This is a genomic window from Peribacillus sp. B65 (genome assembly GCF_058513295.1).
In genome coordinates this window covers 1429608-1456481 of record NZ_CP195840.1, presented here as the reverse complement: position 1 = coordinate 1456481, position 26874 = coordinate 1429608, and the positions used below count along the sequence as shown (strand labels likewise).

Below are 26874 nucleotides of genomic sequence, written 5' to 3'. Positions count from 1 at the left end.
GGTCCTACTGCGAGGGAAACTTGTTCCATACTTATCCGTTTAGGTATTACTTTTTTACCTAGTTCGTCACCTATATTTTTTAACGCGGTTTTTCCTGATCTCGCTTTGTCTGTTATTGTAGCTTGAACCTTCTGAACCTGTTTTTGCGCAAATTCCTTGCTGTAAGGGATGAACTTTGTACCACTCGTACTTTATCGGCGACTTTGGCTGCACCAGCTACACCGTCGATTCCGAGCACCATCAACAGGCCGTTCTGGCGCTGTTCCTCGGTTAGCTGGTTGCCGAACATGTCTTTGCCGGTGGCTGCTTCACCGAGGCCATTGGCTGCGAGGAGTCCGTATATCCTGTATTCGGCTTTCTGGAGGAGGCTATAGTCCTTCAGTCACTATAATAAAAGGACCTTAACAACATACGTTAAGGTCCTTTTATTTACCAACCAAGATTTTCAAAAAAATACTATTTTGATTTAACAGCTTCTTTTATTTGTTCTACGACATTATTAAGCCACTGTATAGGAGTTAATCCAATTGCGGGATAATAAATTTCAGCATTAGTTTGAATATAGTTTTCCTTTTCTTGTTTTGTTCTATTACTAGTTAGAAATTCGTCACAATACTTTATTGTAAAAAGCAAACATTCTTTATTAGCTTCGTTTATAAACTCAGCTAATGCTTGTTCAGGCGAACTAATATCCTGGTGGAATGTTCCACCTAAAAAATCTTCTAACTCTTCTAAGTAATCATAACTTTCGTCCATTTAAATTCCTCGCTTCATTATTTTTCTGGATATCCTGTTAGAATAAAATTACCGTTTGAATCCTTTTTAAGTACAATTTTTGCATTTGTAACATTCTCTACAACTTCGGAGTTTCTTGATACACTTCTACCAATTATCTCTCCATCACCCTTGTATCTTAATGGTAATGTAGGTCTACTATTAGGTTCTGAAAGCCACTTTTGTATTTTCTCAATATTTTTGGGATTGTTTAAGACTGTATAAGCAACTTTCTCAGCTGTATGCCTATCTATAAAAGTAGAAGAACCAGTAATTCTTGGATTATTTCTTATCCTTTCTAAATAATTCTTCATCAGTTTTCCCAACATGTCTTTCAATCAAATGCCCACCTCTTGACTCATGTACAGCCAGACCACCACCAGGTGCAAGAGAACTCTTATCTCCTGGTTTAACATTATCTATACCCTTAGATATACTCTCCCCTGAAACACCCTCTACTTTTCTATCCTTCACCGTGAATTTCTGATAGGCTTCCTTAATTGTCTGTTTTTCCATTACAATTTTGGGAAGGTTTGGTCCTCCTGCGAGTGAAACTTGTTCCACACTTATTCGTTTAGGTATTTCTTTTTTACCTAGTACGTCACCTATATTTTTTAACGTGGTTTTTCCTGATCTCGCGATGTCTGTTATTGTAGCTTGAACCTTCTAAACCTGCTTTTGCGCAAATTCCTTACTGTAAGGGATGAACTTTGTACCACTTTAGACCTGACGGCCTTTTATCTGAGGTACCCATAAGGCTTAAATAGGGTACCTGTTTTTAAAGTTGTTTTTATGTACGATAAATTTTTGTCAAACATTATTTATAACTAATAAGTGTTATCTCTACTCTCTTAGTACCAAACTATTTATTCGGCACTAGGTAGCTCCCAAAAAAAAGAAACCTTGAAAGGTGTTTAGCCAATCAAGGGGTTTCATTCTATATAATGTTTTACTTTAGATATTCAGCTTCCCATTTATCTTGTTTTTCTACTGGGCTAAGTTCTGAAATATCCTCATATCCATAATTAATTTTCATTTTTCCTGTGTTATCTAAAATGAAAGTTAGGTTTGTCCATAGTTCCTGTTCTTGCTCCTTAAATTCTTCACGCAATCTTGAAAAATAATTATACAAATCATCATCAAGCCCATCAAACTCTTCCTCATCAACATTAAATAAATCTGTTATATCCAGACTATATACTGGTTCCCCTCCAGTTTCAGGGTAATAATAGAAAAAAACTTTTTTATAACCTTCTCTAAATTCAGCGTATAAAAAGATTTGTTTCCAATCCTCTGGAATTATATTAATTAATGTATTCGCAATTTGTTGATATGTCTGCTCCATTATTTTGGTTTCCATCTACTTACCTCCTAAATAATTAGTTAATCTATCTGAATATTTTTTACCATCTATTACATAGTTGATTTTAAACTCACTTGGTCTAGCTGATTGTGCCTCATATATGGGTTTTACTTTAATGGTTACTTCTTTACCCTCTACTAAAGCCTTCTTCCATGTATTCTCTAGAGTCTTATATTCACTCCTATTTAAAGTAGCATTCATGGGTACTAAGTTATCTATTTCACCAGAACCTTTAAAGATACTTGCAATTAAATGTCCACCATCATCGTTTGATAGTCTATCGTCTCCTCCAACCTTTCTTTGGGCATAAGGATTTCGTTTTGCTTACCCAATTCTAATTTAGCTTCAGCAATCGCAATACGTCCGTTATCATCAGTGGTATATTTATATCCTTCTTTTGTTGTATACTCTACATTGGGTTTTAAGGTCTTCTTACGATTTACTTTCGTGTATTGTTCACCATATCTAACGTTATCTATACCCTTAGGAACACTCTCCCCTGAAACAGCCTCTACATTGCTATTCTTCACCGCAAATTTCTGATAGGCTTCCTTAATTGTCTGCTTTTCCATCATAACTTGGCGAAGGGTTGGTCCTCCTGCGAGGGATACTTGTTCCATACTTATCCGTTTAGGGATTTCTTTTTTACCGATTGCTTCACCTATATTTTTTAACGTGGTTTTTCCTGATCTCGCTATGTCTGTTATTGTAGCTTGAACCTTTTGAAGCTGCTTTTGCGCAAATTCCTTGCTGTAAGGGACGAACTTTGTACCACTTGCTATTTTTTTCTTAGCCACACTTGCCTGAAGTAATTCTATATGATTTTAAGGCCTCACGGCCTATTATCTGAGGAACCTGTATGGCTTAAGATGATACATATTCATATCAAAAGTGAAAAGACCTTAACTTTTGGTCATATAAAAGAAAAACAAGTTGCACCTTATTCGGTAAGCTCTCTTAGCCGATTAAACTGCACATCCAGCCATGTAAAATGTCATCTCGCCTATTTATCTTTATTATTTTCACAAACCAAGTATTAAAACAGAATGCCTTGATGGTACAACTATCATGAGTTATGAATTTTTCATTAGCATTTTTTATGTCGTCCATAGCAATTTCTCACATAAAACAAAAAGCACCTGTTGTCCGTTTGACAATCAAGTGCTTTATTCAATGTTTTACTTCCTGTATAGTTTAGTTGTGTAACTTAAATTCCCGTAAATAAAATCTATATAGAGCCTTTAAAAACATCTACATCGTTTTCGTTTAATACTGCTTCTATTTCATTACCTTCAAAAACAACCATATAATCATTTGGTAAAGCAAGAACTTGAATGATTTCTGGTTTAATTTTTAGTAGTTGATAAGCATATAGAGCATACAACTCTGTAGTAGTATTATTATCCTCTACAGGACCTATATACCAACCTGAATCTCCTTTTTCAACATCTCCATTTCTTTGTAAATATATTTTCTCAAGTTCTAGTACACCTTTAGTAAGTATGATTTTATCACTAAATTTTATTGATAAACCATTGACATTTATCTTTCTCAAAAAATGACCTTGTTCTAGTTGTACCCACAATGCTAAAGTTAAATCTTCTGTTATATCTTCAAATGGATTTCTAGAGTAATCAGGAGAAGTCAATATAAAATTCCCGGTTTCTCTCTCATGTAAATAATAGACAGACCAACCAACTTGAAGAGAGAATCCATGAATTAATTTATTACAATCTACCTTTTCTAATATAGCAAACAAATTTTCTATTTGAGGTTCTAATTCTTTTTCGGCAGTCACTACAATGGTTTTACCCATAATAATCTTTTCAAATTTCTTCATTACTTCAACCTCTCCTCTATAGCTACTTTTAGCGCTTCTCTAGCTTGTTCCTCTTTTTCTAGCATCTCCATTCTAACATTAACAGGAACCTCTCCCATCTTAGAATGTCCTTTCCAATCAGCCCAACTATGAGCCCCCTTAGAGGCATTCGAAGATTTCCCAAGGCCAACAAAATTATCTTTTAGATTTAGAATTTCTATCTGTTGTTCTCTAGTTAACCTACTGAATCCTTCGATTTCAGTTATTTCTTTCATTGAAACAATATGGTCTGCTTCAAACTTATCAACTTCATACCCGTATACTGGGTCTACTTTAGGACCATCTGGATTAACCATTTTTCTTATCTCGTTACTTGGTGTCTTTTTCCTCAGGTTTTTATATTCACCTTTTGTAATACCCTTAACCTTCCCCTTAGGAACACTCTCCCCTGAAACACCCCCTACTTTGCTATCCTTCACCGTAAATTTCTGATAGGCTTCCTTAATTGTCTGCTTTTCCATCACTACTTGGCGAAGGGTTGGTCCTCCTGCGAGGGAAACTTGTTCCATACTTATCCGTTTAGGGATTTCTTTCTTACCTATTTCATTAACTATATTTTTTAACGTAGTTTTTCCTGATCTAGCTATGTCTGTTATTGTAGCTTGAACCTTCTGAACCTGCTTTTGCGCAAATTCCTTGCTGTAAGGGACGAATTTTGTACCACTTGCTAATTTTTTCCTATGCCACCTTACCTGAAGTAATTCTATATGATTTTAAGTCCTCACGGCCTATTATCTGAGGAACCGATAGATGATACATATTCTATTTCAACAATGAAAAGACCTTAACTTTTGCGTTAAGGTCATAAAAAGAACAAGCTTTACTTATTCTCCATTATTCTTTCTTGAGGTATTCTTCTAAAATCCTCTTATCATATTCAGATTCGGGTAAAAGGCCTAAACGAGTATATTCCCAAATAACCCTTCTTTCGTGGTCATCTGCATTGGATAAATCCTCATAATCATAGTCAACCTTAAATTTACCGGTACTTTCTAAAGTAAAAGTTAAATTGGTCCATTGTTCTTGATTATTATTTTTAAATTCATCTGATAATAATTTTAATTCATCTAATAATTGATACCATAATTTATCATATTCTTCTTCGTTTAAACTATATATTTCAGGTATATCATGACTATAAATAGGCAATTCACTATTAGGATTATAATAAAAAAAGAAAGCCGTACCGGTACCGTCAGCAATTTCACCGTACATTAATACCTTTGACCATTCCTCTGGTATAGTTTCATTAATAGTTTGGGCTATTTTTTGATAAATACTATTAAGTTTAATTTCATTCATACTTACCTACCTCCTGCTCAATTTTCAAATATCCATATCTCCAATATTCCTTACTGGTAGGGGAGGATTTTAGTTTCTTTGTTACTATGTCTGTCTTATCCTTGGGTTGTTACTTGGGGATTAATATTTCTTTTCTACTTTCTCATATAACCAGTTTCTAGTATTTAGGGTTCTTTTTTCACCAAATTAAAAGAGCTTATCGAAAAAAACGATAAGCCCCTGAGTTTTAGGCTTTTTGACTTAACCCAAAAAAAGACCCTGGATTCATTTACTTTTGATAGTCACTTGTAATTATCAACCATTTTTTCAACTTCATTGACTCTCCCTTATTCGATTGGTCCCATGAATTGAGTAATTAGATAAATATGCTCAATAAGTTTCACCTTTTTCAAGTTTTCCACATTCTCAGGTCCACCTAATCCAAGGAGAGGGGTATAACCAAAGCATTCATCAAAATCTGGTTCTCCATATTTATCAACTGCTTCAGGATAAGGATTCCAATCTAAAATTTCTTGGTAAAATGATTCATCTTCTAAATCAGGAAAGAAATATTTAAAACCGGACGATATCCCTTTAATTTCACCCTTTCTAAAATTAAGTAAAATTAAATATTTATTATCTTCCCAAACAACAAGATCCCCCATTGATGTAGTAAACAATACTAGAGCATCCTCGTTTCTTACATATACATCCTTTAATAGTTCCTGATATTTTTCTGGATTAACAATATTTAAATACCCGTTTAAAATACTACCAAAACCATATTTATTCCACACTTCTAATACTTGTTCAGGTATGTAACCATTGAAATTATTAATAGTTTCTGCTTGTGCTTTTTCAAATAATTTAAAGTTATCAAAAATGTTAGTTGACATTTTTATAATCACCTCTATTTCATTGTATTAATTTCACATTTAAGTATATTGATTTTTTATCCACTTCCGTCATACTAGCTGCAATAGATTTTATTTGTTCATCTATAACATCAATTCTATATCTCCATTGCGAACCAAGGGATGAATTAACCCTTTTATCTCCCATTCCACCAATATCAAGTGGATTGCCACCCGCAATTTGATCTGGATTATGTAAAGCAGCCTGTTCATTTATCCATACCGTAGCCTGCTTTTCTGATTCTTTTCTAGATAAGCCTGTCTCCCTTAACTCATCAACTTTATCTAAATAAGCTTTTACTCTTGCAGCCTTTTGAGCAGCATTCCCTTCTAAAGCTCTTCTTTCTTCTATATGTCTTTCTCTATTCTTTAAATACTCATCAATAGTTAAACCATTCAACCCTTTTTCTTGGTCTTTTAACTGTCTTGCGAATTCTTCTGCATTGTGTTTAGGATTTTGCTTGAACTTGACTTCTATTTCTGAGATTCTTTGGACATGGTACAAAACACCCATACCCTTATCACCATTGCTCTTCACCGCAAACTTCTGAACAATTTCCTTAACCGTCGTATCATCAAAAGTGACATGCTTGTAGTTATTTCCATACACCGTCGCTAATTCTTCGACCCTTATACGGAGAGGCACTTTCACTTTACCGATTTCCCTGCTGAAGGCTTGAACTTTCTGAACCTGCTTTTGCGCAAATTCCTTGCTGTAAGGGATGAACTTTGTACCATTTGTATTTGAACACGTTCCTGTCTGAGGTCAGTAAATCCATTTTCTTATCTATAAATATTCTTAGACCTAACGGCCTTTTATCTGAGGAGCCCGATATAACTTAAAACGATACATATTCTATTTCTACAATGAAAAGACCTTAACTTTACCGTTAAGGTCATACAAAAAAACAAGCTTTTCTTATCCTCCATTATTCTTTCTTGAGGTATTCTTCTAAAATACTCTTATCATATTCAGTTTCAGGTAAAAGACCCAAACGAGTATATTCCCAAATAACCCTTCTTTCGTGATCATCTGCATCTGATAAATCTTCATAATCATAGTCAACCTTAAATTTCCCTGTACTTTCTAAAGTAAAAGTTAAATTGGTCCATTGTTCTTGATTATTATCTTTAAATTCATCTGATAATTCTTTTAAAACCTTTATTAACCTCCGCCATGTATCTCTATACTCTATTCTACTAATACTATGTAATTCAGGGATATCGTGACTATATATGAGTTTATCATTAATATTAGACTGATAGAAAAAGAACGCAGTCCCTGTCCCCTCATTAACTTCTCCATACAAAATTACTTTACTCCATTCTTCTGGAATCATCTCATTTACAGTTTGAGCTATTTTCTGATAATATTCATTTAGTTTTGATTCATTCATTTTTTATCCCCCTGCTCTATTTTCAAATGTTCTTAAATCCCAACGGCCATCGTCAATTTTATACTCTATGTCGAAACTTGTAGGTCGAGTTGAATTTCCCTCATACACAGGATATATTTTCACTTCTACTGTTTTAGGAGGATTACTGTCTAAAGCTTTTGCCCAAGATATTTCGAGTTTTTTCCATTCTCCCATATTCAGGTTTGCATTCATAGGAACAAGGTTGTCTAGATGACCAGATCCTTTAAATATGCTGGCGATTAAGTGGCCCCCTTGATCATCTGGCAAGCGGTCTTCCCTTCCAGCAATCCGCTGAGCATAATTGTTTCGTTTACCACTGCCTAAGTCGAGAGAACCTTCTACACTTGTTATCCGACCCTTTTCGTCTGTTTTATATACATGACCACCAGGGGATGTATATTCAATATTCGGTTTTAAAACTTTCTTCATTCGCTCTCTTGTATAATGCTTTCCATACTCCACTTTTGTAATTTCAATGGAGCCCTTTGCAAGCACTACTTTGCCTGTACCCTTACCACCATCACTCTTCACCGCAAACTTCTGCACAATATCCTTAATCGTCGTTTTATCAAATGTGACATGTTTATAGTTGTTTCCATACGCCGTAGCTAATTCTTCGACCCTAATCCGGAGAGGTACTTCCACCTTGCCGATTTCCCTGCTGAAGGCTTGAACCTTCTGAACCTGCTTTTGTGCAAATTCCTTGCTGTAAGGGATGAACTTTGTACCGCTTGCTACTTTATCGGCGACCTTCGCCGCACCTGCCACACCGCCGATTCCGAGTGCCATCAATAGTCCGTTCTGGCGCTGTTCCTCGGTCAGCTGGTTGCCGAACATGTCTTTGCCTGTGGCCGCTTCGCCGAGGCCGTTGGCTGCGAGGAGTCCGTATATCCCGTATTCGGTTTTCTGGAGGAGGCTAAAGCCTTTTGTCGTTTTATAGGCATCGAGCGCGTGGTCCGCTGCGTTGAGTCCTTTGGCCGTTTTGTATAGGGCGCTGCCGCCTTTGATGGCCCGGCCGGCCCAGCCAACGACGGGGATGAAACCAGCTGCTGCCATGGCGCCTGCGGCGATTCGTTCGGCATCGGACAGCTTGCGCCCCGTTACTGGATCGACTCCGGTTGAGGCCCTGATAGAATCATAATATCCCGTGAATTCCCCTGTAAAGGTTTTTGTCGTATCCCAGGCTTTTTCATACCATGGCCGGTTTTCGAGTTCTTCCATTTCCTGTTCGATTTTCCGGGCTTCGGCTTGCTGCTTTTTGAAGGTTTGATAGTCTTTCATCTGACCGGCGACTTCATCCCTCACTTGATAGACATCACTGCTCTTGAATGCCGATTGATTGAATGTCATCGGCGAAACGTTGCCGTCCTGTTTGGTGGCATCAAGCAAGGCACGAAAGAGGCCAACGGCCACGTTTTCCTGGCCGACGGACACATCATATTCCTCGATCAATTGCCGGTCGACATTCTCGACCTTTGTCACGGTGTCATCCAGCCTGTGCCCGGCCAGCGTGATTTTTTCATTAAAGTCCTTTTGGTCGAATATATCAAGAGCCAGGATATCGTCAATGCTGTTCAGGATTCTTTGGAGATCGTTCGCTTGTTCATCGACAAGCGATTTCGCTTGGTTGATGCCGTTTGACACTTCGCCATCTAAAAAGGGAACCTCGACCACCGTATTTCCGGAGAGGTCCGCCTCTTCCAGGGTGGCAGGTATGCCTTCCAAAAAACTGATCTGGGTCGTGAATAGTTCCATCCAGGCGTCCGCCACCTCGATTTGCGCTTCATAGAAGCTTTTGATGGCGGTAGCACCGGCTCCCTGAAACTCGTTATCCAAGCCGACGATGCCCTGAAATTCCTTTTTCAGGGCTGCGACTTCCTTTTTTAGTTCTTCATATTGCTTGGCGCGCGACTTGGTTGCGGCCGTCAATGTCTCGGCTTCATATATTTTCATCGCGTAGGATACCCATGTGAAGACGTATGGGCGATGGCTTCATCCTGTTCTTTTAATAAGTCAATGTTGGCACGGGTATCTTCCACATTTTTCTGGACGATTTTGATATATTGTTCAAAGACCTTCTCCAAGTTCGTTTCCCGGTCGATCCATTTCGAAGTGAATTCCAATTTATTGTTGCCAAGCTCGCCTGCCGGCAAATTTCCAAGCGTGACTGTACCAAGTGCCGTCTTCACCTGATCGACTTGCTTCGTTACGGCAGGATGATTCAGTTTGATTGTCGTCATTAAAACAACCGCCTTTTTAAATCGGATATTTTACTTTCCAGCTGCTCAAATGCCTCTTCACCTTTGCTCAAAAGGGAATCGGCTTCTTGGGCTATATTCCCCGCTATGCTCAGAAGCGTGTTCTCTGCATTCAGCTTTGTAATCATCGCTTCGATTTTCCATTGGTAATCATCATAATCGTCATGAATGATACTAAACATCACATTATAGGCATCATGACGGGCTTCCTGAAATTGATCCGAGCGATTCCCTGTCCAGCTGCCACCTAGCTCAGGGTCTTTTATTTTCCTAATCTCGCTTAAGCACATGCTTTGCTCTTTTATAATATCGTTCTTCGCATTTTCTAAACGCTCTATTTTCACATTCAAATCAGCTTTTTTACCGGAGATAGCAGAGTGTATATTACTCAAAATATCTGCATAAACCATGAAACTCACCTCAGAAACAGTATAATCCTACACTAAATGTCATATTTTCCTATTTAATATTATAAGGATTATAGTCCGAGAGTTAAATAGGGAGAAATATGCTATTTTGTCAGTTAAAAGAGAAGATTGGCATAAAAAAGTTCCTACATACCATATTCTTTATACCCGGCATTTTACCAATTTTAAACAAGTTAGCAGAATGTCATCTTATTAGATTCTCTATAAAAATTTCCGGCACTTCATTCAAACTGCCCTTGACTGTATCTGCGCAGTAAGTCATCCCGAACAAATTCCCTGCAAGAGGAAGATAAATGTGACCGCTCGGGATGTATCAAATCGCCAAAAGGCAAATCACCGACAAATTTAACTTCACCTTCAAAATCCTGTCCGGATTCAGCATCAAAACCGATTACTTTCACAAAACAGGTTTTGTGTCCGGTTTTCATAAAATCAATTACTGTTAACACATGATTATGTATATCATTCATCCTTTTTCCCTCCAACTCTAAGCATTAAGGTTTACTAACTTTATAAATAAAGAAACCGATCAAACAATCATGGCTAAGGTTGCTAAAGGCATTAAAAACATTGGAAATAGGTACTCCTGCTTTCCATGAATTACTTTATTTTTCTATGTATTTTGTTCAATCTCCCCTTATTTAACTGAACTTGCATGTCCTGACTTCTTCATTCACATATGCTTTTATACGTTTCCCAGAATATACTTTTCTTAGCATGTGTATGATTTCACATTACTTCCACCAAAGGTCAGTCTGGCAACCCCGAGGACCTTCCCTCTTCTATATAGATTTATAACCTGCTATAATCTAAGGATTGGAGGTGTGAAAAAATGAAAGAAATCATCCAGATATTAGCTGAAATCGTCAATAATCTTCACGATTTCATCCTATTCTTTGTAAGTGACACATTAAATTCAAATGCAACGGACAAAGATTTGCATTTTTGGATAATGGGAATCATCGGTATCATCATATTTTTGTTCGTGTTATTTTTATCTAATTTAATTGCCCGGATGCGTTTTGGGATAACGATACTCTCTTTCCTTTATACCTTTACAGTCATGGTTGTTTTAGTATTTGCCATTGAGATACAGCAAGCCCTTACCAGCAGGGGAAATATGGAGTTTCAAGATGCGGCGATAGGCCTATGGGGGTTCATCGTATTTTTCATGGTTTTTGCTGTACTTTCATCCATATTCCTTTTGGTGAAGAATTTTTTCAAGCAATCAAAATAAAGGTAACGATAGGTCACCTTGCTTAAAACATTCCTAATGCCTTTCAATAACTGGAAATTCGGATTTTGTATTGGCGGGAATGATAAATTCTCTGTAGCAGCATCTTAAATGGAAAGGAAGGTTACAGAGAAGCAAATTTGATTCGGGGAATTACTTCGATTCATTTTCATTGAATAAATCAATGCTGAACAGATTAAAAGAATCGTCGTCATTAATACGTTCCTGGTCATTTCCTGTTATATCAGGACTATTTTCCCTGCGACGGCGATTTACTTCCCTTAATTCCGCTTCCAGAAATTCCGCTTGTTCGTGGGAAAGCTTGATCGTGATTTCATTATTTTGATCATCTGCAGCTTTCAAGAGGACATAGCTATCCGCAGCATTACGTAAAGTCACATTGCTTACTGTTAAGTTCATGTTCGCGAGTTCATATCTTGCCTTCATAAAGTAAAAAGAACCTCCATCGGAAAATACCGGTTAAAATAATGTATATTAAATATACTCTACTTCAAGATATTTAAATATACAAATTCTTTGTTTGGAAAAGCCTTGAAACCTAAAGAAATCTATCTCCTTAACGAGCTTCACAAGACCATATATGGAAAAGTGATGAACCATATCATTAAAGCCGCGTTCTTGAATAAAGGTCCAGGTGAAGTTTCATCCCTTTTAAAATCCAAAAGTTTTGGAACCAATGGAGCAATTGAATGCTAATTCGCCCCTTTCTTAAAAAATACTGAATGAATTCACATCGACTGTAAATAAATGGAACCATTCATTAGTGGAAAGGTTCCATTTGTTTTTACAATTCTTTCTCAATCGCTCTAGTAATATGGTATGGACCCATGCTTTTATTTGAAGTAATGACGGTTCTCAATCGATTTGCCGGATATACCGCAGAATTGAAACTTACACCCGGGTCATACCCCATAAGATGATATTTGAAAATCTCGTCATTTTTTTTTACGGATCCATATACCATATCCATAATATTCCCCTTCATCTCCAGTTGCAATATGGGCTTCCAATAAGAGAGTGGTATATTCTTGATTCAGTAACTGATTGGAAAATAACCCATCCCAAAACCTGAACATATCTGATGCGGTAATATACGCTCCTCCATCCGCACCGCCTTTGATGGGAAGGGAATAAACGTTAGTTCTCCATGCTCCATTTTCTTCGTCAATGTACCCTAATGCAGTATTTTTAGGAAGCTGGTCCATGGAAAAATAACCGGAATTTATCATTTCACAAGGAAGAAAGATGTTCTTGTCGATATATTCAGAAAATTGAAGTCCGGTTAGTTCCTCAACAATCAATCCTAATAAAATATAGCCTGCATTATTGTAATGAAATCTTTCCCCGGGTTCAAACATCATCACATCATCTTGAAACATTGGGAGGAAATCTTTTAATCTTTTGATATGGTACATCGGTTTTTTCTGCCAAAGCTCTTCAAAATCATCCATCACTTTCTCATCAAAGTAATCAGGAATGCCCGAAGTGTGTGTTAAGAGGTGATGAATGGTTACATTTTGATGGAAATCAGGAAACACGATAGGAAGACAGTCTATAAGCTTAGAATCCAGCCTAAGTTCTCCTTTTTGTATTAACTGGCAAATGGCTACCGCCGTAAACAGTTTACAACCGGAAGCAATTCCGAATCTTGTTTCGGCCGTATTCATGATTTCATCCGCTCGATTGGTATAGCCATGTGCTGAGCTATGAATCAGGTCATCTCCCGCTTTCACACCGATAACACCCGAGAATTCAATTTCCTTGCATGTTTCTTCAATAATCCTGGAAATATCCATATGTAGAGTCGACATTTCGTTTTCCCCCTTGCCGGTAAAATTTTCATAACCGATGTGTTGGCCAAGGTGCTCATTAGGTCTTGCCAAAAAACCCGCATCTTATGTGATGCGGGATAACTTATTTCAGATTTCACTCGTTCTTTTATTTCCACCAAGTATCATAAACATTAATGGCTTCATTGCGTTTATGTTCGGTTTTAGTATACCATCCTTCGATGATTTCGGCAGCTTCCGTTCTGATTTCCTTGCCTTCAAGATAATCATCGATTTCATCGTAGCTAACGCCTAAAGCCACTTCATCAGGAAGTAACGGTTTGTCATCTTCTAAATCTGCCGTTGGTATTTTCGTATAAAGACGCTCAGGAGCACCGACGAATTTGAGGATTTCTTTTCCTTGCCTTTTATTTAAGCGATATAAAGGTAGGATATCCGCTGCACCATCACCATGTTTCGTAAAGAAACCTGTGATCGCTTCAGCTGCATGGTCCGTACCAAGCACAACGCCTTTATACAGTCCGGCTAAATCATATTGTACCTTCATTCGCTCACGTGCTTTGACATTTCCCCTTAAGAAATTCGATAGCTTTTCAGAAACCGCTTCTTCCACAGCTTTTACTGAAGCATCCACCGCTTCCTTGATGTTAACAGTAACCGTTTGGCTTGGCTTGATGAATTTTAAAGCCAGCTGCCTGTCATCTTCATCAGCCTGTACTCCATATGGCAAGCTTACAGCAACAAACTTATAGTCGCTGCCATTTTTTTCTTCATTCAATTCATTGACAGCGGTTTGAGCAATATACCCCGCCAGTGTTGAATCTTGACCTCCGGATATCCCAAGTACAAAACTTTTCAGAAACGTATTTTTCTTCATATACCCTTTTAAAAGATCAACACTTTTCCTGAATTCGGCTTCAGAATCGATCGTTGGTTGGACAAGTAATTTTTTTACGATTTCTTTTTGTAATGGACGCATTGGCATAGCCCCGCTTTCTAATAAAATAGATTGGTCATTTCGTTAGCATTCTTTCTACATTTGCTTTAACTTCATCTATATTCCTCATTTTATTATCCCAACAATCCTGGCTTAGATCTACCGGGTATTCTTCAGGGTTCAGTGCACGAAGGTACTCCGGCCATAATACTTGGAGATTTTTTTGCGTGAAGGCCTTGATTTCATCTATGGTCGGCAATTCATAAATCAAACTTCCATCCTTGAAAATATCCACATGCAGATCAACCGCATCGAAATCCGTGACGAATTTACTTAGGAAGGTATGGACAGGATGAAACATCTTTAATTTTTCCTGTTCCTGCGGCTTCTCATATTCCATCGCCAAATAATCACCTTCAGCATGATGATTCACTTTATTGATGATTCGGTATACTCGTTTTAAGCCAGGTGTCGTAACCTTTTCAGGGTTAGAAGAAATTTTGATGGTATCTCTCATATTCCCATCTTCGCCCTCTATTGAAACCATTTTATAAACGGCACCGAGCGCTGGCTGGTCATAAGCCGTAATTAATTTGGTTCCGATGCCCCAAATGTCAATTCTTGCTCCTTGTTGTTTCAAATTGATGATCGTATATTCATCCAGGTCATTGGAAGCGACTATCTTCGCATCATGGAACCCTGCAGCATCAAGCATACGCCGTGCTTCTTTTGATAAGTAAGCTAAGTCACCGCTGTCAAGACGAACGCCAATGAAGTTGATTTTATCGCCCAATTCCTTGGCAACACGGATTGCATTCGGGATGCCAGAACGCAATGTATCATAAGTATCAACCAAGAATACACAGTCTTTATGGGAAACAGCGTATTTATGAAAAGCTGTATATTCATCTTTATAAGCTTGGATCATGGAATGTGCATGCGTCCCTGAAACCGGAATGCCGAACAGCTTTCCAGCACGTACATTACTAGTGGAATCAAAGCCAGCAATATAGGCCGCTCTCGCTCCCCAAATTGCAGCATCCATTTCTTGCGCCCGCCTTGAACCGAATTCAAGGGCAGATTCTTCACCGATTACCTGTTTGATGCGTGAAGCTTTTGTTGCCACGAGTGTGTGATAGTTCACAATGTTAAGCAACGCAGTTTCAATGAGTTGAGCCTCACCAAGCGGTGCCTCCACCCGTAATATCGGTTCATTGCCGAAAACGAGCTCTCCCTCTTTCATGCAGCGAATCGCTCCCGTGAAACGAATGTTCTTCAAATAATTCAAAAATTCTTCATCATAGTGCAGATCATTTTTTAAATAGTCGATATCACTTTCCGAGAAGGAAAAGTTTTGAAGGTAATGGACAATTTTTTCAAGTCCCGCAAAAATCGCATATCCGCTATTAAATGGAAGCTTTCTGAAAAATATCTCGAAAACTGCCTTTCGGTTATGCGTTTTGTCCTGCCAATAAGTTTGGGCCATATTGATTTGGTAAAGGTCAGTGTGTAATGCGTAACTGTCGTCGTTGTACTTTTTTTCCATGGATAGTTCCTCCCAAAAGAGAAGCATCGCTTCCCTTCTATTCTGTTGCTTGAATGGATATTATAGAATGGTTGCTCCAAGAGATCCTTTAAAATGTCCAAGCGCCCAATGGTGACCGGCATCATTGAACGAGGCCACTGCATTTTCATATACAAAGATATTATAGCCTAGATTATAAGCGTCGATTGCCGTATGCAAAATACAGATATCTGTACAAACCCCGACTAAATATACATCGGTGATGTGACGTTCCCGCAGGCGGATATTAAGGTCCGTCCCTGCAAAGGCCGAATAACGTGTTTTATCTATATAATGAACATTCTTTTGATTTTTATTAGTTTCATATTCCTCTTTTAACGCCCCGTATAGGTCTCTACCCATTGTACCGCTAATATTATGCGGTGGAAACAAATTCGATTCGGGATGTAAGCGGTCTCCTTCTTCATGTAAATCAATCGCGAATACCGTATATTCGCCGCTTTTTATAAAATCCCTGGTTATATTGACTAATTCCTTCTCGATATCCTGACCTGGCTTCCCGCAGGTCAAGGAACCCCCGTCTGCCACGAAGTCATACGTATAATCTATATTGATCAATGCCTTTTTCCCCATATCATCAATTCCCCCTCAATAGTAAATAGAGTCCATGACAACCTCTGCATTAAATCGGTAAAGCTGTGAAGGCCGATACGAATTCCGTTTCGTTTTCTTATGCATTCCCTTTTCATCCAAGACTTTTTCCAGAAACGGGAGCTTCGGGGCTTTTGCATAAAAAAGTGAGTCTGCACTGATTTTTGCATCATCTCTGGCTGTCAGCAAAACCCGTTGCAGCTCAGAAAGTGTAAATTCATCCGGCAGGAATTTTTGGGCTATCGTCGTTTGCACCATTTCTTTTTTCATTAAATTCATCGCATCGTTAATAATTGTATAATGATCGAATGCAAGATCTAATTGTAAGGCTTCCTGAATCGTGAACAATTCAACCTCGGCTGCGTCGTCATTCGCATTTCTTTGATGAAGAAACTCTTCCTGGACAATGGCATAAAAAGCATTGGAAATGATCCAGCCCCTGGGATCTCGTCCTGGCCGGTCATAAACCCCGAAATGCTTGACATGGAATCCAGCTACGCCCGTTTCTTCTTTCAATTCTCGTTTGGCTGCTTCATAGGCAGTCTCGCCAGCATTGACAAAACCTCCGGGTAAAGCCCATTTATCTCCTTCAACATTAGGGCTTCCTTCCTTATCTTTTGTGGCGCGTTTGATTAATAATAGCTTCAAAAACATTTCAGGCGGAGCTTTCTCTGCCGTTTTCTTTGTTGTAATAGTAAAAATCGCAATATCTGCTGTGTATCCATCTGGTGTAATATATTTCTTTTTTTCCTGCTGAGCCATGGCAACTCTCACTTTCTTTCACTAAGTATGGAATTCAAGTAATTAGTAAATCATTAATTACTAATTATAGTACTCTTCCTTGTGTGATTTAGCAACTCTAAATCAGACAAATTTTCTAATTATTTAAATAATCATTTATTTTTCACATGAAAACAAGCCCGGTCATGATGACCGGGCTTGTTTATCGATTTCTTTAAACGGGATAGACTCCATGTTTACGTTCGGTGAATGTCAATTGTTTACTGCTATATGCTTCAAACCTGGCGCACAATTCATCACGCAGGTCATTTGGCTGGATGATGCCATCAACAATCATCTCGGAGGCTAAGCGGTAGATATCAATGTCTTCATTGTATTCATTGCGTTTCTGTTCGATGAATGCCGGGCGCTCTTCTGGTTCCATGGCATTGATTTTATTGGCATAGACTGCATTGACCGCAGCTTCTGCCCCCATGACCGCAATCAATGCCGTCGGTAAGGCAAGAACGCAATCCGGTTCAAAAGCGGGACCGGCCATCGCGTAAAGTCCAGCCCCATAAGCCTTACGGACAATGACTGAAATTTTCGGGACCGTGGCTTCACTCATGGCCGAAATCATTTTTGCACCATGGCGAATGATGCCTGCCCGTTCGACCTTCGTCCCGATCATGAATCCAGGAATATCCACCAGGAACAACAACGGTATATGGAAAGCATCACATAAATTGATGAACTTGGCTGCCTTATCGGCTGAATCATGGAACAGGACGCCGCCCTTGACTCGCGGCTGATTGGCAATGATCCCTATCGTTTGCCCATTTAGCCTTGCAAGCCCAGTAATTAATTCAGGAGCAAATAGCTTCTTGATTTCACAAAACGATTGCCTGTCTATGATCCTATCGATCAGGTCATACATATTGAAGGCTGCATTCTGATTTTTTGGAATCAGTTCTTCCAATGTTTTTTCGAAATCCGCAGGCAGCTCAGGCTTTGTGGCTTTAGGCTTTTCTTGATAATTTCCTGGAAAATAGCTTAAGTACCTGCGCGCGAACGCGATCGATTCTTCTTCTGACTTGACAAGCACATCCCCGCATCCTGAAACGGAACAATGCATTTTCGCCCCGCCCATTTCCTCTTCACTCACCTTTTCGCCAATGACCATTTCTGCCATTCTCGGTGAACCTAAATACATGGATGCATTGCCATCAACCATTACGACGATATCACAAAAAGCTGGGATATATGCCCCGCCGGCGGCAGACGGACCGAACAATAGACAAATTTGAGGGACTTTTCCTGATAACTTTACTTGGTTGTAAAAGATGCGTCCTGCTCCGCGGCGTCCCGGAAACATTTCTACTTGATCTGTAATTCGTGCCCCGGCAGAATCGACTAAATAAAGAAGGGGCAGCTGTAACTTCTCAGCTGTTTCCTGAATGCGAATGATTTTCTCGACGGTCCTTGCTCCCCAGGAACCAGCTTTTACAGTCGAATCATTGGCCATGACACAGACCCTCTGACCATTGATTTTCCCGATGCCTGTAACCACACCATCCGCAGGCAGACCCTCACTGGCACAATTAGCAAAGAAAGCGTCCTCTATTTCAACCCCTTCATCGAAAAGCAGCTCGAGCCGTTCACGTACGAAAAGCTTTCCTTTTTCAGCGTTTTTCTGATGATATTTTTCTAAACCGCCTTTTTTAATCGTCTCAACCGTTTCGGTTAGTTTATCCGTCGTTACCATCCCTGTTCCTCCTTCAATTGAAATCATTGGCCCTTAAATACCGGTTTGCGCTTTTCCTTGAATGCTGACAGACCCTCCAGTCGGTCACGGGTTTTTAAAGTTGTCTGATAGCAGTCTTTTTCAATTTGCAATCCTGTTTTCAAGTCAGTCTCAGCCCCTTGATTGATTGCCGCTTTTGCAGCCATTAGTGCCAATGGGGCATTGACCGCAATTTCCTTAGCCAATTTTTTCGCTTCCTCAAGTAAATGCTGGGGTGAATATACATGACTGATGATTTTCAAGGCATGTGCCGTTTTTGCATCCAATCTCCTTGCCGTATAAATCAGTTCTTTCGCTGTCGGCATTCCAACTATCCGCGGCAGGCGCTGAGTACCGCCGGCGCCTGGGATGATGCCTAACGATGTTTCTGTCAGTCCCACCTTCGCCGTTTCCGATGCGATTCGTATGTCACAAGCGAGTGCCAACTCCAGCCCTCCGCCAAAAGCCGAACCGTTAATCGCGGCGATGACCGGAACTGGAAGGTTTTCTACAGCCGTAATCGTATCTCCAATCAACTTGACTGTCTCCCTGACTTTATCCTCATTCATACCTGCTCGTTCCTTAAGGTCCGCACCTGCACAAAACGCCTTTTCACCTGCCCCCGTTATAATGACTGTTCGTAAATTGGAATCACTTTTCAATTCCTCCAGCCCTTCAACCAAGCAATGAAGCAATTCTATGGATAAGGCATTAGCAGCATCCGGCCGATTCAAAGTCACGAGGGCAATTCCCTTTTCCTCAGTACTTATTTCAACTAATGAAGTCATAATTTCACCTCAATTTCTCTTATTGTGCGTTATAAACAGCCATCTGATGGCTTGGCAATGGTTTTTCTAAAAAGCTCTGCATCTTGGCCGCAGCCTTCATTAGTTTTTCTGGGTTGATTCCCGTGTGAATTCCCATTTTATGTAGCATATGAATTAGGTCATCCGTTGCCACGTTTCCGCTCGCACCTGGTGCATACGGGCATCCTCCTAAACCTCCGAGCGAAGAGTCGAAAGTATCCACACCATAATTAAGTGATTCTAGAACATTTGCGAGTGCCATTCCCCTTGTATCATGAAAATGGAGGGCAATCCGGCTTATATCATATCTTTTTACAGCTTGTTCCAGGAACAGTGCAACCTGTCTTGGAGAAGCGACCCCAATGGTATCACCCAATGAGACTTCATTGATTCCATATTCAAAAAGTTGATCACAAACACGGAAAACCTGTTCGGTCGAAACCTCCCCTTCATAAGGACAGCCGAAAACGGTTGAAATATAGCCCCTAACCGTTTTCCCGCTGTTAGCTGCTGTCCCGATAACATCCTTCATTATTGGAAAGGTATCGGAAATCGACTTATTGATATTTTTAAGATTATGCGTTTCACTGGATGACATGAACACGGAAATTTCATCGATATTGGCTTCTAGAGCCGACTCCAGTCCCCTTTGATTGGGTACAAGGGCCGCATAAGTGATACCGGGATTGCGCTTAATTCCCTTAGCCACCAGGGCAGCATCACTCAATTGGGGAATCCACTTTGGATGGACGAAAGAAGTCACCTCTATATAAGATAAACCTGTATCAGAGAGCTGATCGATCCAATCTATTTTGCTTTTTGCAGGTATCATGACCTTTTCATTTTGCAGTCCGTCACGCGGACCCACTTCCTTAATTGTCACTTTTTCAGGCCAATTCATCTTACCCCTCCGTCCCCTTATTCAATGACGGCCAAAACGTCGCCCTCATTCACGAAATCCCCCTCATTCACTTTAAGTTCTTTAATGGTGCCAGCTTCCTCGGCTGCAATGGGGATTTCCATTTTCATAGATTCCAAGATAATGATATCCTGTCCGTCTGTTACACTTTGCCCCTCGTTCGCTACGATTTTCCAAACGCTTCCTGCCATGCTTGCCTTTAATTCTGTCATCTTACATTCCTCCTGATCATTATGTTTTATTTATACAGTCAGTTTTTTTATATATTTTGCAATGAAATCCGTAGTCGTATCTCCTTGGGAAAAAGCTTCATGAGAAATGATTTCCATCAGCAAAGGAAGGTTTGTTTTAATTCCTTCAATTTTATAGCTTGCGAGCGCTTCTCTTAATCTCTCGATCGCTTTATCCCTTGAATCACCGCTCACCACCAATTTGGCGATCATCGGATCATAAAAGTGGGATACGACCGAAGTTCCATGAACAGCCAATTCATGACGGATCCCTTCCCCTTCCGGAAGTTCCATGCTTGTGATTTTCCCCGGTGCTGGATAAAAGGTTTTCGGATCTTCAGCATATATGCGCACTTCAATGGAGTGTCCATCCTGTTTAATCTCACTTTGCGTGAATTCCAATTTGTCGCCAGAGGCAACTTTAATTTGCTGTTCAACCAAATCCAGTCCCGTAATTTCTTCGGTGACAGGATGCTCTACCTGAAGGCGTGTATTCATTTCCAGGAAATAAAAGTTTTTATCTGCATCAACTAAAAATTCGAGGGTGCCCGCATTGCTATAACCGATGGATTTTACTGCTTTCACTGCAGCCATTCCCATCCTGTTTCTTGTTTCTTCGTCAAGGAAAGAAGATGGAGCCTCTTCCACGACCTTCTGGTGGCGCCTTTGAACGGAGCATTCCCTTTCCCATAAGTAAACAGCATTCCCAAAGGAATCCGCCAATACCTGAATTTCGATATGACGAGGCTTCTCAATCAATTTTTCTATGAACATATCTCCATTGCCAAAAAACAATTGGGCACGTTTTTGATTCCCTTCGAAGGCTTTGGTAAGTTCATCTTCATTAGCAACCGCCTGCATGCCGATTCCCCCGCCGCCTGCTGCTGCTTTTAACATGACTGGATAGCCAATCTTTTCGGCAACGGCTGCCGCTTCTGCACTATCAATTAACGGACGTGAAAATCCAGGCACCAATGGAAGTCCCGCTTGCTCCATCTTTTTCCTCGCCTCGACTTTATTGCCCATTTGCTGGATGATCTCTGGTTTGGGACCAATGAATATCAAGCCGGCTTCTTCGCATGAACGTGCGAAATCTGCATTTTCACTAAGAAAACCATATCCAGGATGAATGGCCTCCGCTCCGGTTTCCTTAGCTATTTCCAAAATCTTATTTACGTTTAAATAGCTTTCCTGTACTCTAGGGCCACCCAATAAATATGCCTCATCCGCCAATCCCACAAAAGGCGAATCCGAATCTGCTTCCGAATGGACAGCGACAGTAAGTATTCCCAGCTTTTTGCATGTACGAATAATGCGTGATGCTATTTCTCCCCTGTTTGCGATAAGAATTTTTCGAATCATTCGATATCCTCCTTATTTAGTGCGTTCCGTTAGTAGGTCAAGAGTTTGTTGCCGAAGCTTATACTTTTGGATTTTTCCGGATGCAGTCATTGGATAAGCATCGGTAAATTGAATGTAACGGGGAATTTTATGAAAAGATATTTTCCCTTTGCAATACTCTATCAATTCTTTCTCCGTAAGAGTTTCTCCTGCTTTCAAAATGATCCATGCCGCTACCTCTTCCCCGTACTTCTGATCCGGAACGCCGAGTACCTGGACATCGACAATTGCAGGATGTTGATAGAGGAATTCTTCAATCTCACGGGGGTAAATATTTTCCCCTCCGCGAATGATCATATCTTTCAGCCGGCCTGTAATCTTGCAATAACCCCTTTCATCCATCACCGCCAAATCTCCCGTATGAAGCCAGCCTTCCCGGTCAATCGCCTGCTCAGTGGCTTCCGGGTTATTATAATATCCCTTCATTACATGGTAACCCCTGGAACAGAGTTCACCCTGTTTGCCCCGCTGGACTTCTTCCCCGGTAGCTGGATCGACAATTTTCACTTCCACTTTCGGCAAAGCCCTTCCCACTGAAGAAACACGAAGTTCGATCGGATCGTCCGTTCTTGTCATCGTAATTCCTGGAGAAGATTCCGTTTGACCATAAGTAATCGTAATTTCCGAGATGCCCATCTTATTCACCACGCTTTTCATGACTTCGATCGGACATGTGGATCCTGCCATGATACCAGTCCGTAACGAACTTAAATCATACTGGTCAAAGTCATCGAGATTAAGTTCAGCAATGAACATCGTCGGAACACCATGAAGCCCCGTACATTTTTCAGCTTCAACCGTCTGAAGGACAACGCGTGGGTTAAATTCCACGATTGGCACCATTGTTGCCCCTACTGAAACAGAGGCCATCGTGCCAAGGGAACAGCCGAAACAATGAAAAAACGGAACCGGGATGCAAAGCCGGTCAGCTTCGGTAAGCTTCATGCATTCCGCGACATTCAATCCGTTATTGACCAAGTTGGAATGAGTCAGCATCACTCCTTTTGGAAATCCTGTCGTCCCTGATGTATATTGCATATTAATCACATCACCGGGAGCCAATTCCTCCATCCTCATGTCCAGCGATTCCTCCGAAACGGATTCGCTCCTGCTAATGACTTCATCCCACGAAAACGTTCCGGGATAACGCTTTTCACCTAAAACGATGATATTTTTCAATTTTGGCAGTTTCTCAGATTGTAATTTTCCTGGTTCTGCATTTTTCAATTCAGGAACGATTTCGTACAGCGTATCTATATATGAATGATCCTTATATTGTTCCATCAGGATGATCGTCGTCGAATCGGATTGCTTGAGCAGGTATTCCAGTTCACTTGTACGGTAATTAGTATTGACCGTTACCAGCACTCCGCCCATTTTCGCGGTCGAAAATTGGGATATAAGCCATTCCGGTTTATTGGATGCCCAAATGGCGATATGTTCGCCCTTTTTTATATCTAGTGACATGAACGCCCTGGCAGCCTTTCGGCAAATCTTTTCAAATTCGCGATAGGAATGGCGCATGCCTAGCTCATGGTAAACAACCGCTTCATTATCACCATATTGTTCAGCTGTCCTTTCAAGCAGTTTCCCGATAGTAACATCTAGCAAATCAGACATCAAACTCCTCCTAATCAAATAAAAGTAAGAATGAACGCTTTTTGCTGTATAGATAACATCTGCTTTTCACCAAAATGAACCAAAGCATCATTGTTCATTTTACGTTCCGTAAAGATTAACAGCCTAATTGCCTGGCGATAACGAGTCTTTGAATTTCGGATGTACCTTCACCAATCTCCAATAACTTAGCATCTCTTAAATAGCGCTCCACCTCATATTCACGCATGTAACCAGAGCCGCCGTGTATTTGAATAGCTTGATTGCTGGACCGGAACGCGGTCTCACTTGCAAAAAGCTTGGCATATGCCGCTTCCTTTGCAAAAGGTTTTTTATTGTCTTTTAACCATGCAGCCTTATATACCATATTCCTCGCCAATTCAATTTCCATCGCCATGTCTGCAAGCTTGAATTGAATGGCCTGGAAATTGGATATGGTTTTACCGAATTGAACGCGCTCTTTTGAAAAAGCTAAAGCTCTATCAAAGGCAGCCTGGGCGATACCGACGGCCAAAGCAGCAATGGAAATCCTTCCTCCATCAAGCGTGAATAAGAATTGTTTGAACCCTTTGTCTGGATCTCCCAGTAAATTTTCCTTTGGCACCCGGACATTATCCAGAATGATTTCACAAGTATTGGAAGCTCGAACTCCCATTTTTTCATAATTGCTATTGATCGTCAGCCCTTTGGTATCGGTTGGCACGATGAATGCCGAGATGATATTTTTGCCCTTGGAATCTTTGCCCGATACAGCCGTGACGGTAACCGTTCTTGAATAGCTGGCATTTGTTATCCATGTTTTCTCGCCATTAATCACATATTCATCACCCTCCAACACGGCAGTAGTTCTCGTACCGCCAGCATCGGAACCAGCATTAGGCTCTGTTAACCCGAAAGCTGCCAGGGTTTCACCGGTCGTGATTGGAACCAGATATTTTTGCTTCTGTTCTTCGGTTCCAAAATAGTAAATTGGACTTGCCCCGAGCGAAACGGCTGCTGCATAACTTAAGCCGGTTCCCCCGCATGCCTTTCCAACCTCTTCAACTGCAATGGCATACGAAACCGTATCTCCGCCCGAACCGCCATATTCTTCAGGAAACGGAATTCCAAGCAACCCGAGTTTCCCCATTTTTTTGAATACATCCTCCGCAAACATGGACTTTGCATCCAACTCTATAGCAATGGGTTTAATTTCCTTTTCGGCAAATTCCCTAACCATTTCCTTAATCATCTGCTGTTCTTTTGTAAGTGAAAAATCCATATATTCATTCCCCTTTCTATTGAGACCGACTAGTTGGTCTGTACAAATCAAGTTTATAGTTTAATCCATAACAACTTGGTTCTTCAGTAAAAATGGCTGGGTGATTTCCGCTTCTTTTTGTTTATCTATCAATAGGGCATTCAGAATTAAATCTACGTAAATATCACCGATTTCATCTATCGTTTTTCCACCGTCCCTTTTGTACCATTTGTAGGACCAGTTCACCATGCCCAGAATTGACATTCCGGTAATTTCCACTGGCAATTCGCTGCGGAATACTCCCTTGTCAATACCTTCTTTGATAACGGAAAAAATGATTTCTTTATACATTTGGCGCTTTTTTTTGATTGCTTCAACATAGGGCGGTTTTAAGTAAATGCTTTCTTGATAGAAAACTGAGATGTGTGGTTTATAGAGGTCAAAAACTTTAACAAATGATTGAATGATCTTTTGCATTTTTTCTGTTGGATGGGTACTTTCTGAGATGGCTTCCTGTGCTTTTGTTAAAACATATGAAATAAAGTAATCATGGATGACAAATAAAAGTTCATCTTTGGAAGAGAAATGGTGATAAAAACCTCCCTTGCTAGTTCCGCAAGCCTTAACGATTTCGTTAACGGAGACACCATGAAAACCATGCTGATCGAAGAGCGTCAACGATGTTTCAATTATTTTTTCTTTTAACTCCGTAAGACTGCACCTCCTTCTTGTATCCGCTTACATTTAACAACATAAAGAAGATGTGGTTATGTAGTTAACTGGATTTATTTAGATTTTACCAAATATTTAAAAATTGTCAATTTTTAATTATCAATAAAAAAACAGCCCTCAAAACCAAGAGCTGTCAACCTACTTTATTTAGTAATGCATGCTATATCATATTGTCATTCACTACCCTTGACCGGTTTAACCTGTGCTTTTACAAGCTGCCATCCATTGTCATACTTCCATACTGATTTAATCTTCAAAATCGGAACAAGTTCATCGGAACCTTTTACGTTTTGGACTCCCATAAGTGCTTTTCCTTTTCCAAAAACGGTCTTGGGATCCAATGAGGAGTATGGATCAACCAAAAGCTCAGTCGGTTCATTTAGTTTTCCATTTTGATAAATGCCTAATTCATCGTACGCTTGTTTTCTGGAACTGACATCTATCACCACAGGCTTTTGACCTTCGATAATGATTTCCGCTTTGTATCCGTCAAGAAATTGTGCTATTACGGGAACGGATGGAGGGACTTCCAGTTCCTTCACTTTTCCATCCTTGAACGTATAGGCGTAACTGGATATCAACCGCTCTCTGCCTTCCATCAAAACCGTGACCAATACATCCTGGACTCCATCATTATTCAAGTCCGCCACCTTTAGGTCTGGAGTATACCCCGCTTCCAGCGGGACGCTGATTGTACGGCGATTGCTTTCCACACTTAACTCAATTTTCTTCAGAAACTTGCTTCCTTCCTCAAATGGCAGTCCCTGAACCCGGATGATGTCTATTTTCTGGTCACCTGTTACATCTCTTTTTGTTGAAATATATGTGCCATCTACCTGAAAATTTTTATCATGGGCTTCAACCGCTTGATAGCTCAAAAATAGTGAGATGACTAAAACCGCATATTTTAGCAGATCTAACTTTTTCATAGTGATAACCTCGCTTTTCAAAGA

At 40.0% G+C, this 26874-nt stretch carries 30 protein-coding genes and 2 pseudogenes; 1 reads left to right on the top strand and 31 read right to left on the bottom strand.

Annotated features, from left to right (window positions below):
- Nucleotides 1-456: 456 nt before the first annotated feature.
- The 16 genes and pseudogenes from ACSR9O_RS07115 to ACSR9O_RS07040 all read right to left on the bottom strand — a co-directional run bounded on the left by ACSR9O_RS07115 (nucleotide 457) and on the right by ACSR9O_RS07040 (nucleotide 10785).
- Nucleotides 457-756 (bottom strand): contact-dependent growth inhibition system immunity protein, encoded by a 300-nt coding sequence (locus tag ACSR9O_RS07115; RefSeq protein ID WP_101221988.1) that lies wholly within the window; start codon nucleotides 754-756, stop codon nucleotides 457-459.
- A 17-nt stretch (nucleotides 757-773) separates the two neighbouring features.
- A complete protein-coding gene (locus ACSR9O_RS07110) occupies nucleotides 774-1103 on the bottom strand; it encodes an RNase A-like domain-containing protein (protein WP_491725453.1) in 330 nt (109 codons plus the stop codon).
- Nucleotides 1057-1290, bottom strand: a complete 234-nt coding sequence (locus ACSR9O_RS07105) for a hypothetical protein (protein WP_101221986.1) — start codon at nucleotides 1288-1290, stop codon at nucleotides 1057-1059. The genes ACSR9O_RS07110 and ACSR9O_RS07105 overlap by 47 nt, the downstream gene beginning before the upstream one ends.
- 433 nt (nucleotides 1291-1723) lie before the next feature.
- The gene (locus tag ACSR9O_RS07100; protein WP_101221985.1) at nucleotides 1724-2134 is read right to left on the bottom strand and encodes an immunity protein YezG family protein; all 411 of its coding nucleotides are present in this window, start codon (nucleotides 2132-2134) and stop codon (nucleotides 1724-1726) included.
- Nucleotides 2135-2401, bottom strand: a pseudogene (locus ACSR9O_RS07095) (DNA/RNA non-specific endonuclease); the annotation flags it as partial.
- The gene (locus tag ACSR9O_RS07090; RefSeq protein ID WP_491724200.1) at nucleotides 2386-2934 is read right to left on the bottom strand and encodes a hypothetical protein; all 549 of its coding nucleotides are present in this window, start codon (nucleotides 2932-2934) and stop codon (nucleotides 2386-2388) included. The gene ACSR9O_RS07090 and the pseudogene ACSR9O_RS07095, both read right to left, overlap by 16 nt.
- Nucleotides 2935-3365: 431 nt before the next feature.
- Complete coding sequence (locus tag ACSR9O_RS07085) at nucleotides 3366-3977, bottom strand: immunity protein Imm33 domain-containing protein (protein ID WP_491724199.1); 612 nt, start codon at nucleotides 3975-3977, stop codon at nucleotides 3366-3368.
- A complete protein-coding gene (locus tag ACSR9O_RS07080) occupies nucleotides 3977-4477 on the bottom strand; it encodes a hypothetical protein (protein WP_491724198.1) in 501 nt (166 codons plus the stop codon). Before ACSR9O_RS07080 ends, ACSR9O_RS07085 begins: the two co-directional genes overlap by 1 nt.
- A 373-nt stretch (nucleotides 4478-4850) precedes the next feature.
- A complete protein-coding gene (locus ACSR9O_RS07075; protein WP_491724197.1) occupies nucleotides 4851-5318 on the bottom strand; it encodes an antitoxin YezG family protein in 468 nt (155 codons plus the stop codon).
- Nucleotides 5319-5644: 326 nt separating this feature from the next.
- Complete coding sequence (locus ACSR9O_RS07070) at nucleotides 5645-6193, bottom strand: T6SS immunity protein Tdi1 domain-containing protein (protein WP_318566523.1); 549 nt, start codon at nucleotides 6191-6193, stop codon at nucleotides 5645-5647.
- A gap of 19 nt (nucleotides 6194-6212) precedes the next feature.
- Nucleotides 6213-6863 carry a polymorphic toxin type 15 domain-containing protein gene (locus ACSR9O_RS07065; protein ID WP_491724196.1) on the bottom strand — a complete coding sequence of 217 codons (651 nt, stop codon included), beginning with the start codon at nucleotides 6861-6863 and terminating at the stop codon, nucleotides 6213-6215.
- 277 nt (nucleotides 6864-7140) lie between these two features.
- Complete coding sequence (locus ACSR9O_RS07060) at nucleotides 7141-7608, bottom strand: antitoxin YezG family protein (protein ID WP_367407929.1); 468 nt, start codon at nucleotides 7606-7608, stop codon at nucleotides 7141-7143.
- 3 nt (nucleotides 7609-7611) lie between these two features.
- Nucleotides 7612-9582 (bottom strand): DNA/RNA non-specific endonuclease, encoded by a 1971-nt coding sequence (locus ACSR9O_RS07055; protein WP_491724195.1) that lies wholly within the window; start codon nucleotides 9580-9582, stop codon nucleotides 7612-7614.
- Nucleotides 9579-9869 (bottom strand): YwqI/YxiC family protein, encoded by a 291-nt coding sequence (locus ACSR9O_RS07050; protein WP_101221982.1) that lies wholly within the window; start codon nucleotides 9867-9869, stop codon nucleotides 9579-9581. Before ACSR9O_RS07050 ends, ACSR9O_RS07055 begins: the two co-directional genes overlap by 4 nt.
- Nucleotides 9869-10297: a YwqH-like family protein gene (locus ACSR9O_RS07045; RefSeq protein ID WP_101221981.1), complete on the bottom strand. Its 429-nt coding sequence runs from the start codon at nucleotides 10295-10297 to the stop codon at nucleotides 9869-9871. Before ACSR9O_RS07045 ends, ACSR9O_RS07050 begins: the two co-directional genes overlap by 1 nt.
- 239 nt (nucleotides 10298-10536) lie before the next feature.
- Nucleotides 10537-10785, bottom strand: coding sequence for a hypothetical protein (locus ACSR9O_RS07040; RefSeq protein WP_101221980.1), 249 nt, complete (start codon nucleotides 10783-10785; stop codon nucleotides 10537-10539).
- Between the two features lie 362 nt (nucleotides 10786-11147).
- Here ACSR9O_RS07040 and ACSR9O_RS07035 point away from each other — a divergent pair, with 362 nt between their 5' ends.
- Entirely contained in the window at nucleotides 11148-11552 is a 405-nt protein-coding gene (locus ACSR9O_RS07035; RefSeq protein WP_260357568.1) for a hypothetical protein, read from the top strand.
- A gap of 150 nt (nucleotides 11553-11702) precedes the next feature.
- On the opposite strand, the gene ACSR9O_RS07030 is transcribed toward ACSR9O_RS07035, so the two are convergent.
- The 15 genes and pseudogenes from ACSR9O_RS07030 to ACSR9O_RS06960 all read right to left on the bottom strand — a co-directional run bounded on the left by ACSR9O_RS07030 (nucleotide 11703) and on the right by ACSR9O_RS06960 (nucleotide 26850).
- Nucleotides 11703-11969 (bottom strand): hypothetical protein, encoded by a 267-nt coding sequence (locus ACSR9O_RS07030; protein ID WP_491724194.1) that lies wholly within the window; start codon nucleotides 11967-11969, stop codon nucleotides 11703-11705.
- Nucleotides 11970-12354: 385 nt separating this feature from the next.
- A pseudogene (locus tag ACSR9O_RS07025) lies at nucleotides 12355-13381 on the bottom strand (serine hydrolase domain-containing protein).
- Nucleotides 13382-13508: 127 nt separating this feature from the next.
- Entirely contained in the window at nucleotides 13509-14339 is an 831-nt protein-coding gene (gene nadE, locus ACSR9O_RS07020; protein WP_491724193.1) for an NAD(+) synthase, read from the bottom strand.
- Between the two features lie 34 nt (nucleotides 14340-14373).
- Nucleotides 14374-15843, bottom strand: coding sequence for a nicotinate phosphoribosyltransferase (locus tag ACSR9O_RS07015; protein WP_101221977.1), 1470 nt, complete (start codon nucleotides 15841-15843; stop codon nucleotides 14374-14376).
- 60 nt (nucleotides 15844-15903) lie between these two features.
- Nucleotides 15904-16455 (bottom strand): cysteine hydrolase family protein, encoded by a 552-nt coding sequence (locus ACSR9O_RS07010; protein ID WP_101221976.1) that lies wholly within the window; start codon nucleotides 16453-16455, stop codon nucleotides 15904-15906.
- A gap of 15 nt (nucleotides 16456-16470) precedes the next feature.
- The gene (locus ACSR9O_RS07005; RefSeq protein ID WP_101221975.1) at nucleotides 16471-17235 is read right to left on the bottom strand and encodes an NUDIX domain-containing protein; all 765 of its coding nucleotides are present in this window, start codon (nucleotides 17233-17235) and stop codon (nucleotides 16471-16473) included.
- Nucleotides 17236-17428: 193 nt separating this feature from the next.
- Complete coding sequence (locus ACSR9O_RS07000) at nucleotides 17429-18958, bottom strand: acyl-CoA carboxylase subunit beta (RefSeq protein ID WP_491724192.1); 1530 nt, start codon at nucleotides 18956-18958, stop codon at nucleotides 17429-17431.
- Nucleotides 18959-18981: 23 nt separating this feature from the next.
- A complete protein-coding gene (locus ACSR9O_RS06995; protein ID WP_491724191.1) occupies nucleotides 18982-19764 on the bottom strand; it encodes an enoyl-CoA hydratase in 783 nt (260 codons plus the stop codon).
- 19 nt (nucleotides 19765-19783) lie between these two features.
- Nucleotides 19784-20683 (bottom strand): hydroxymethylglutaryl-CoA lyase, encoded by a 900-nt coding sequence (locus tag ACSR9O_RS06990; RefSeq protein WP_459734607.1) that lies wholly within the window; start codon nucleotides 20681-20683, stop codon nucleotides 19784-19786.
- A gap of 17 nt (nucleotides 20684-20700) precedes the next feature.
- Nucleotides 20701-20913, bottom strand: a complete 213-nt coding sequence (locus ACSR9O_RS06985) for an acetyl-CoA carboxylase biotin carboxyl carrier protein subunit (RefSeq protein WP_101221971.1) — start codon at nucleotides 20911-20913, stop codon at nucleotides 20701-20703.
- A 30-nt stretch (nucleotides 20914-20943) separates the two neighbouring features.
- A complete protein-coding gene (locus ACSR9O_RS06980) occupies nucleotides 20944-22293 on the bottom strand; it encodes an acetyl-CoA carboxylase biotin carboxylase subunit (protein WP_101221970.1) in 1350 nt (449 codons plus the stop codon).
- Nucleotides 22294-22305: 12 nt separating this feature from the next.
- Complete coding sequence (locus ACSR9O_RS06975) at nucleotides 22306-23943, bottom strand: AMP-binding protein (protein ID WP_101222250.1); 1638 nt, start codon at nucleotides 23941-23943, stop codon at nucleotides 22306-22308.
- A 124-nt stretch (nucleotides 23944-24067) separates the two neighbouring features.
- A complete protein-coding gene (locus tag ACSR9O_RS06970) occupies nucleotides 24068-25210 on the bottom strand; it encodes an acyl-CoA dehydrogenase (RefSeq protein ID WP_491724190.1) in 1143 nt (380 codons plus the stop codon).
- Nucleotides 25211-25270: 60 nt separating this feature from the next.
- Entirely contained in the window at nucleotides 25271-25882 is a 612-nt protein-coding gene (locus ACSR9O_RS06965; protein WP_137019767.1) for a TetR/AcrR family transcriptional regulator, read from the bottom strand.
- A gap of 212 nt (nucleotides 25883-26094) precedes the next feature.
- Complete coding sequence (locus tag ACSR9O_RS06960; protein ID WP_491724189.1) at nucleotides 26095-26850, bottom strand: YybI family spore inner coat protein; 756 nt, start codon at nucleotides 26848-26850, stop codon at nucleotides 26095-26097.
- Nucleotides 26851-26874 lie beyond the last annotated feature (24 nt).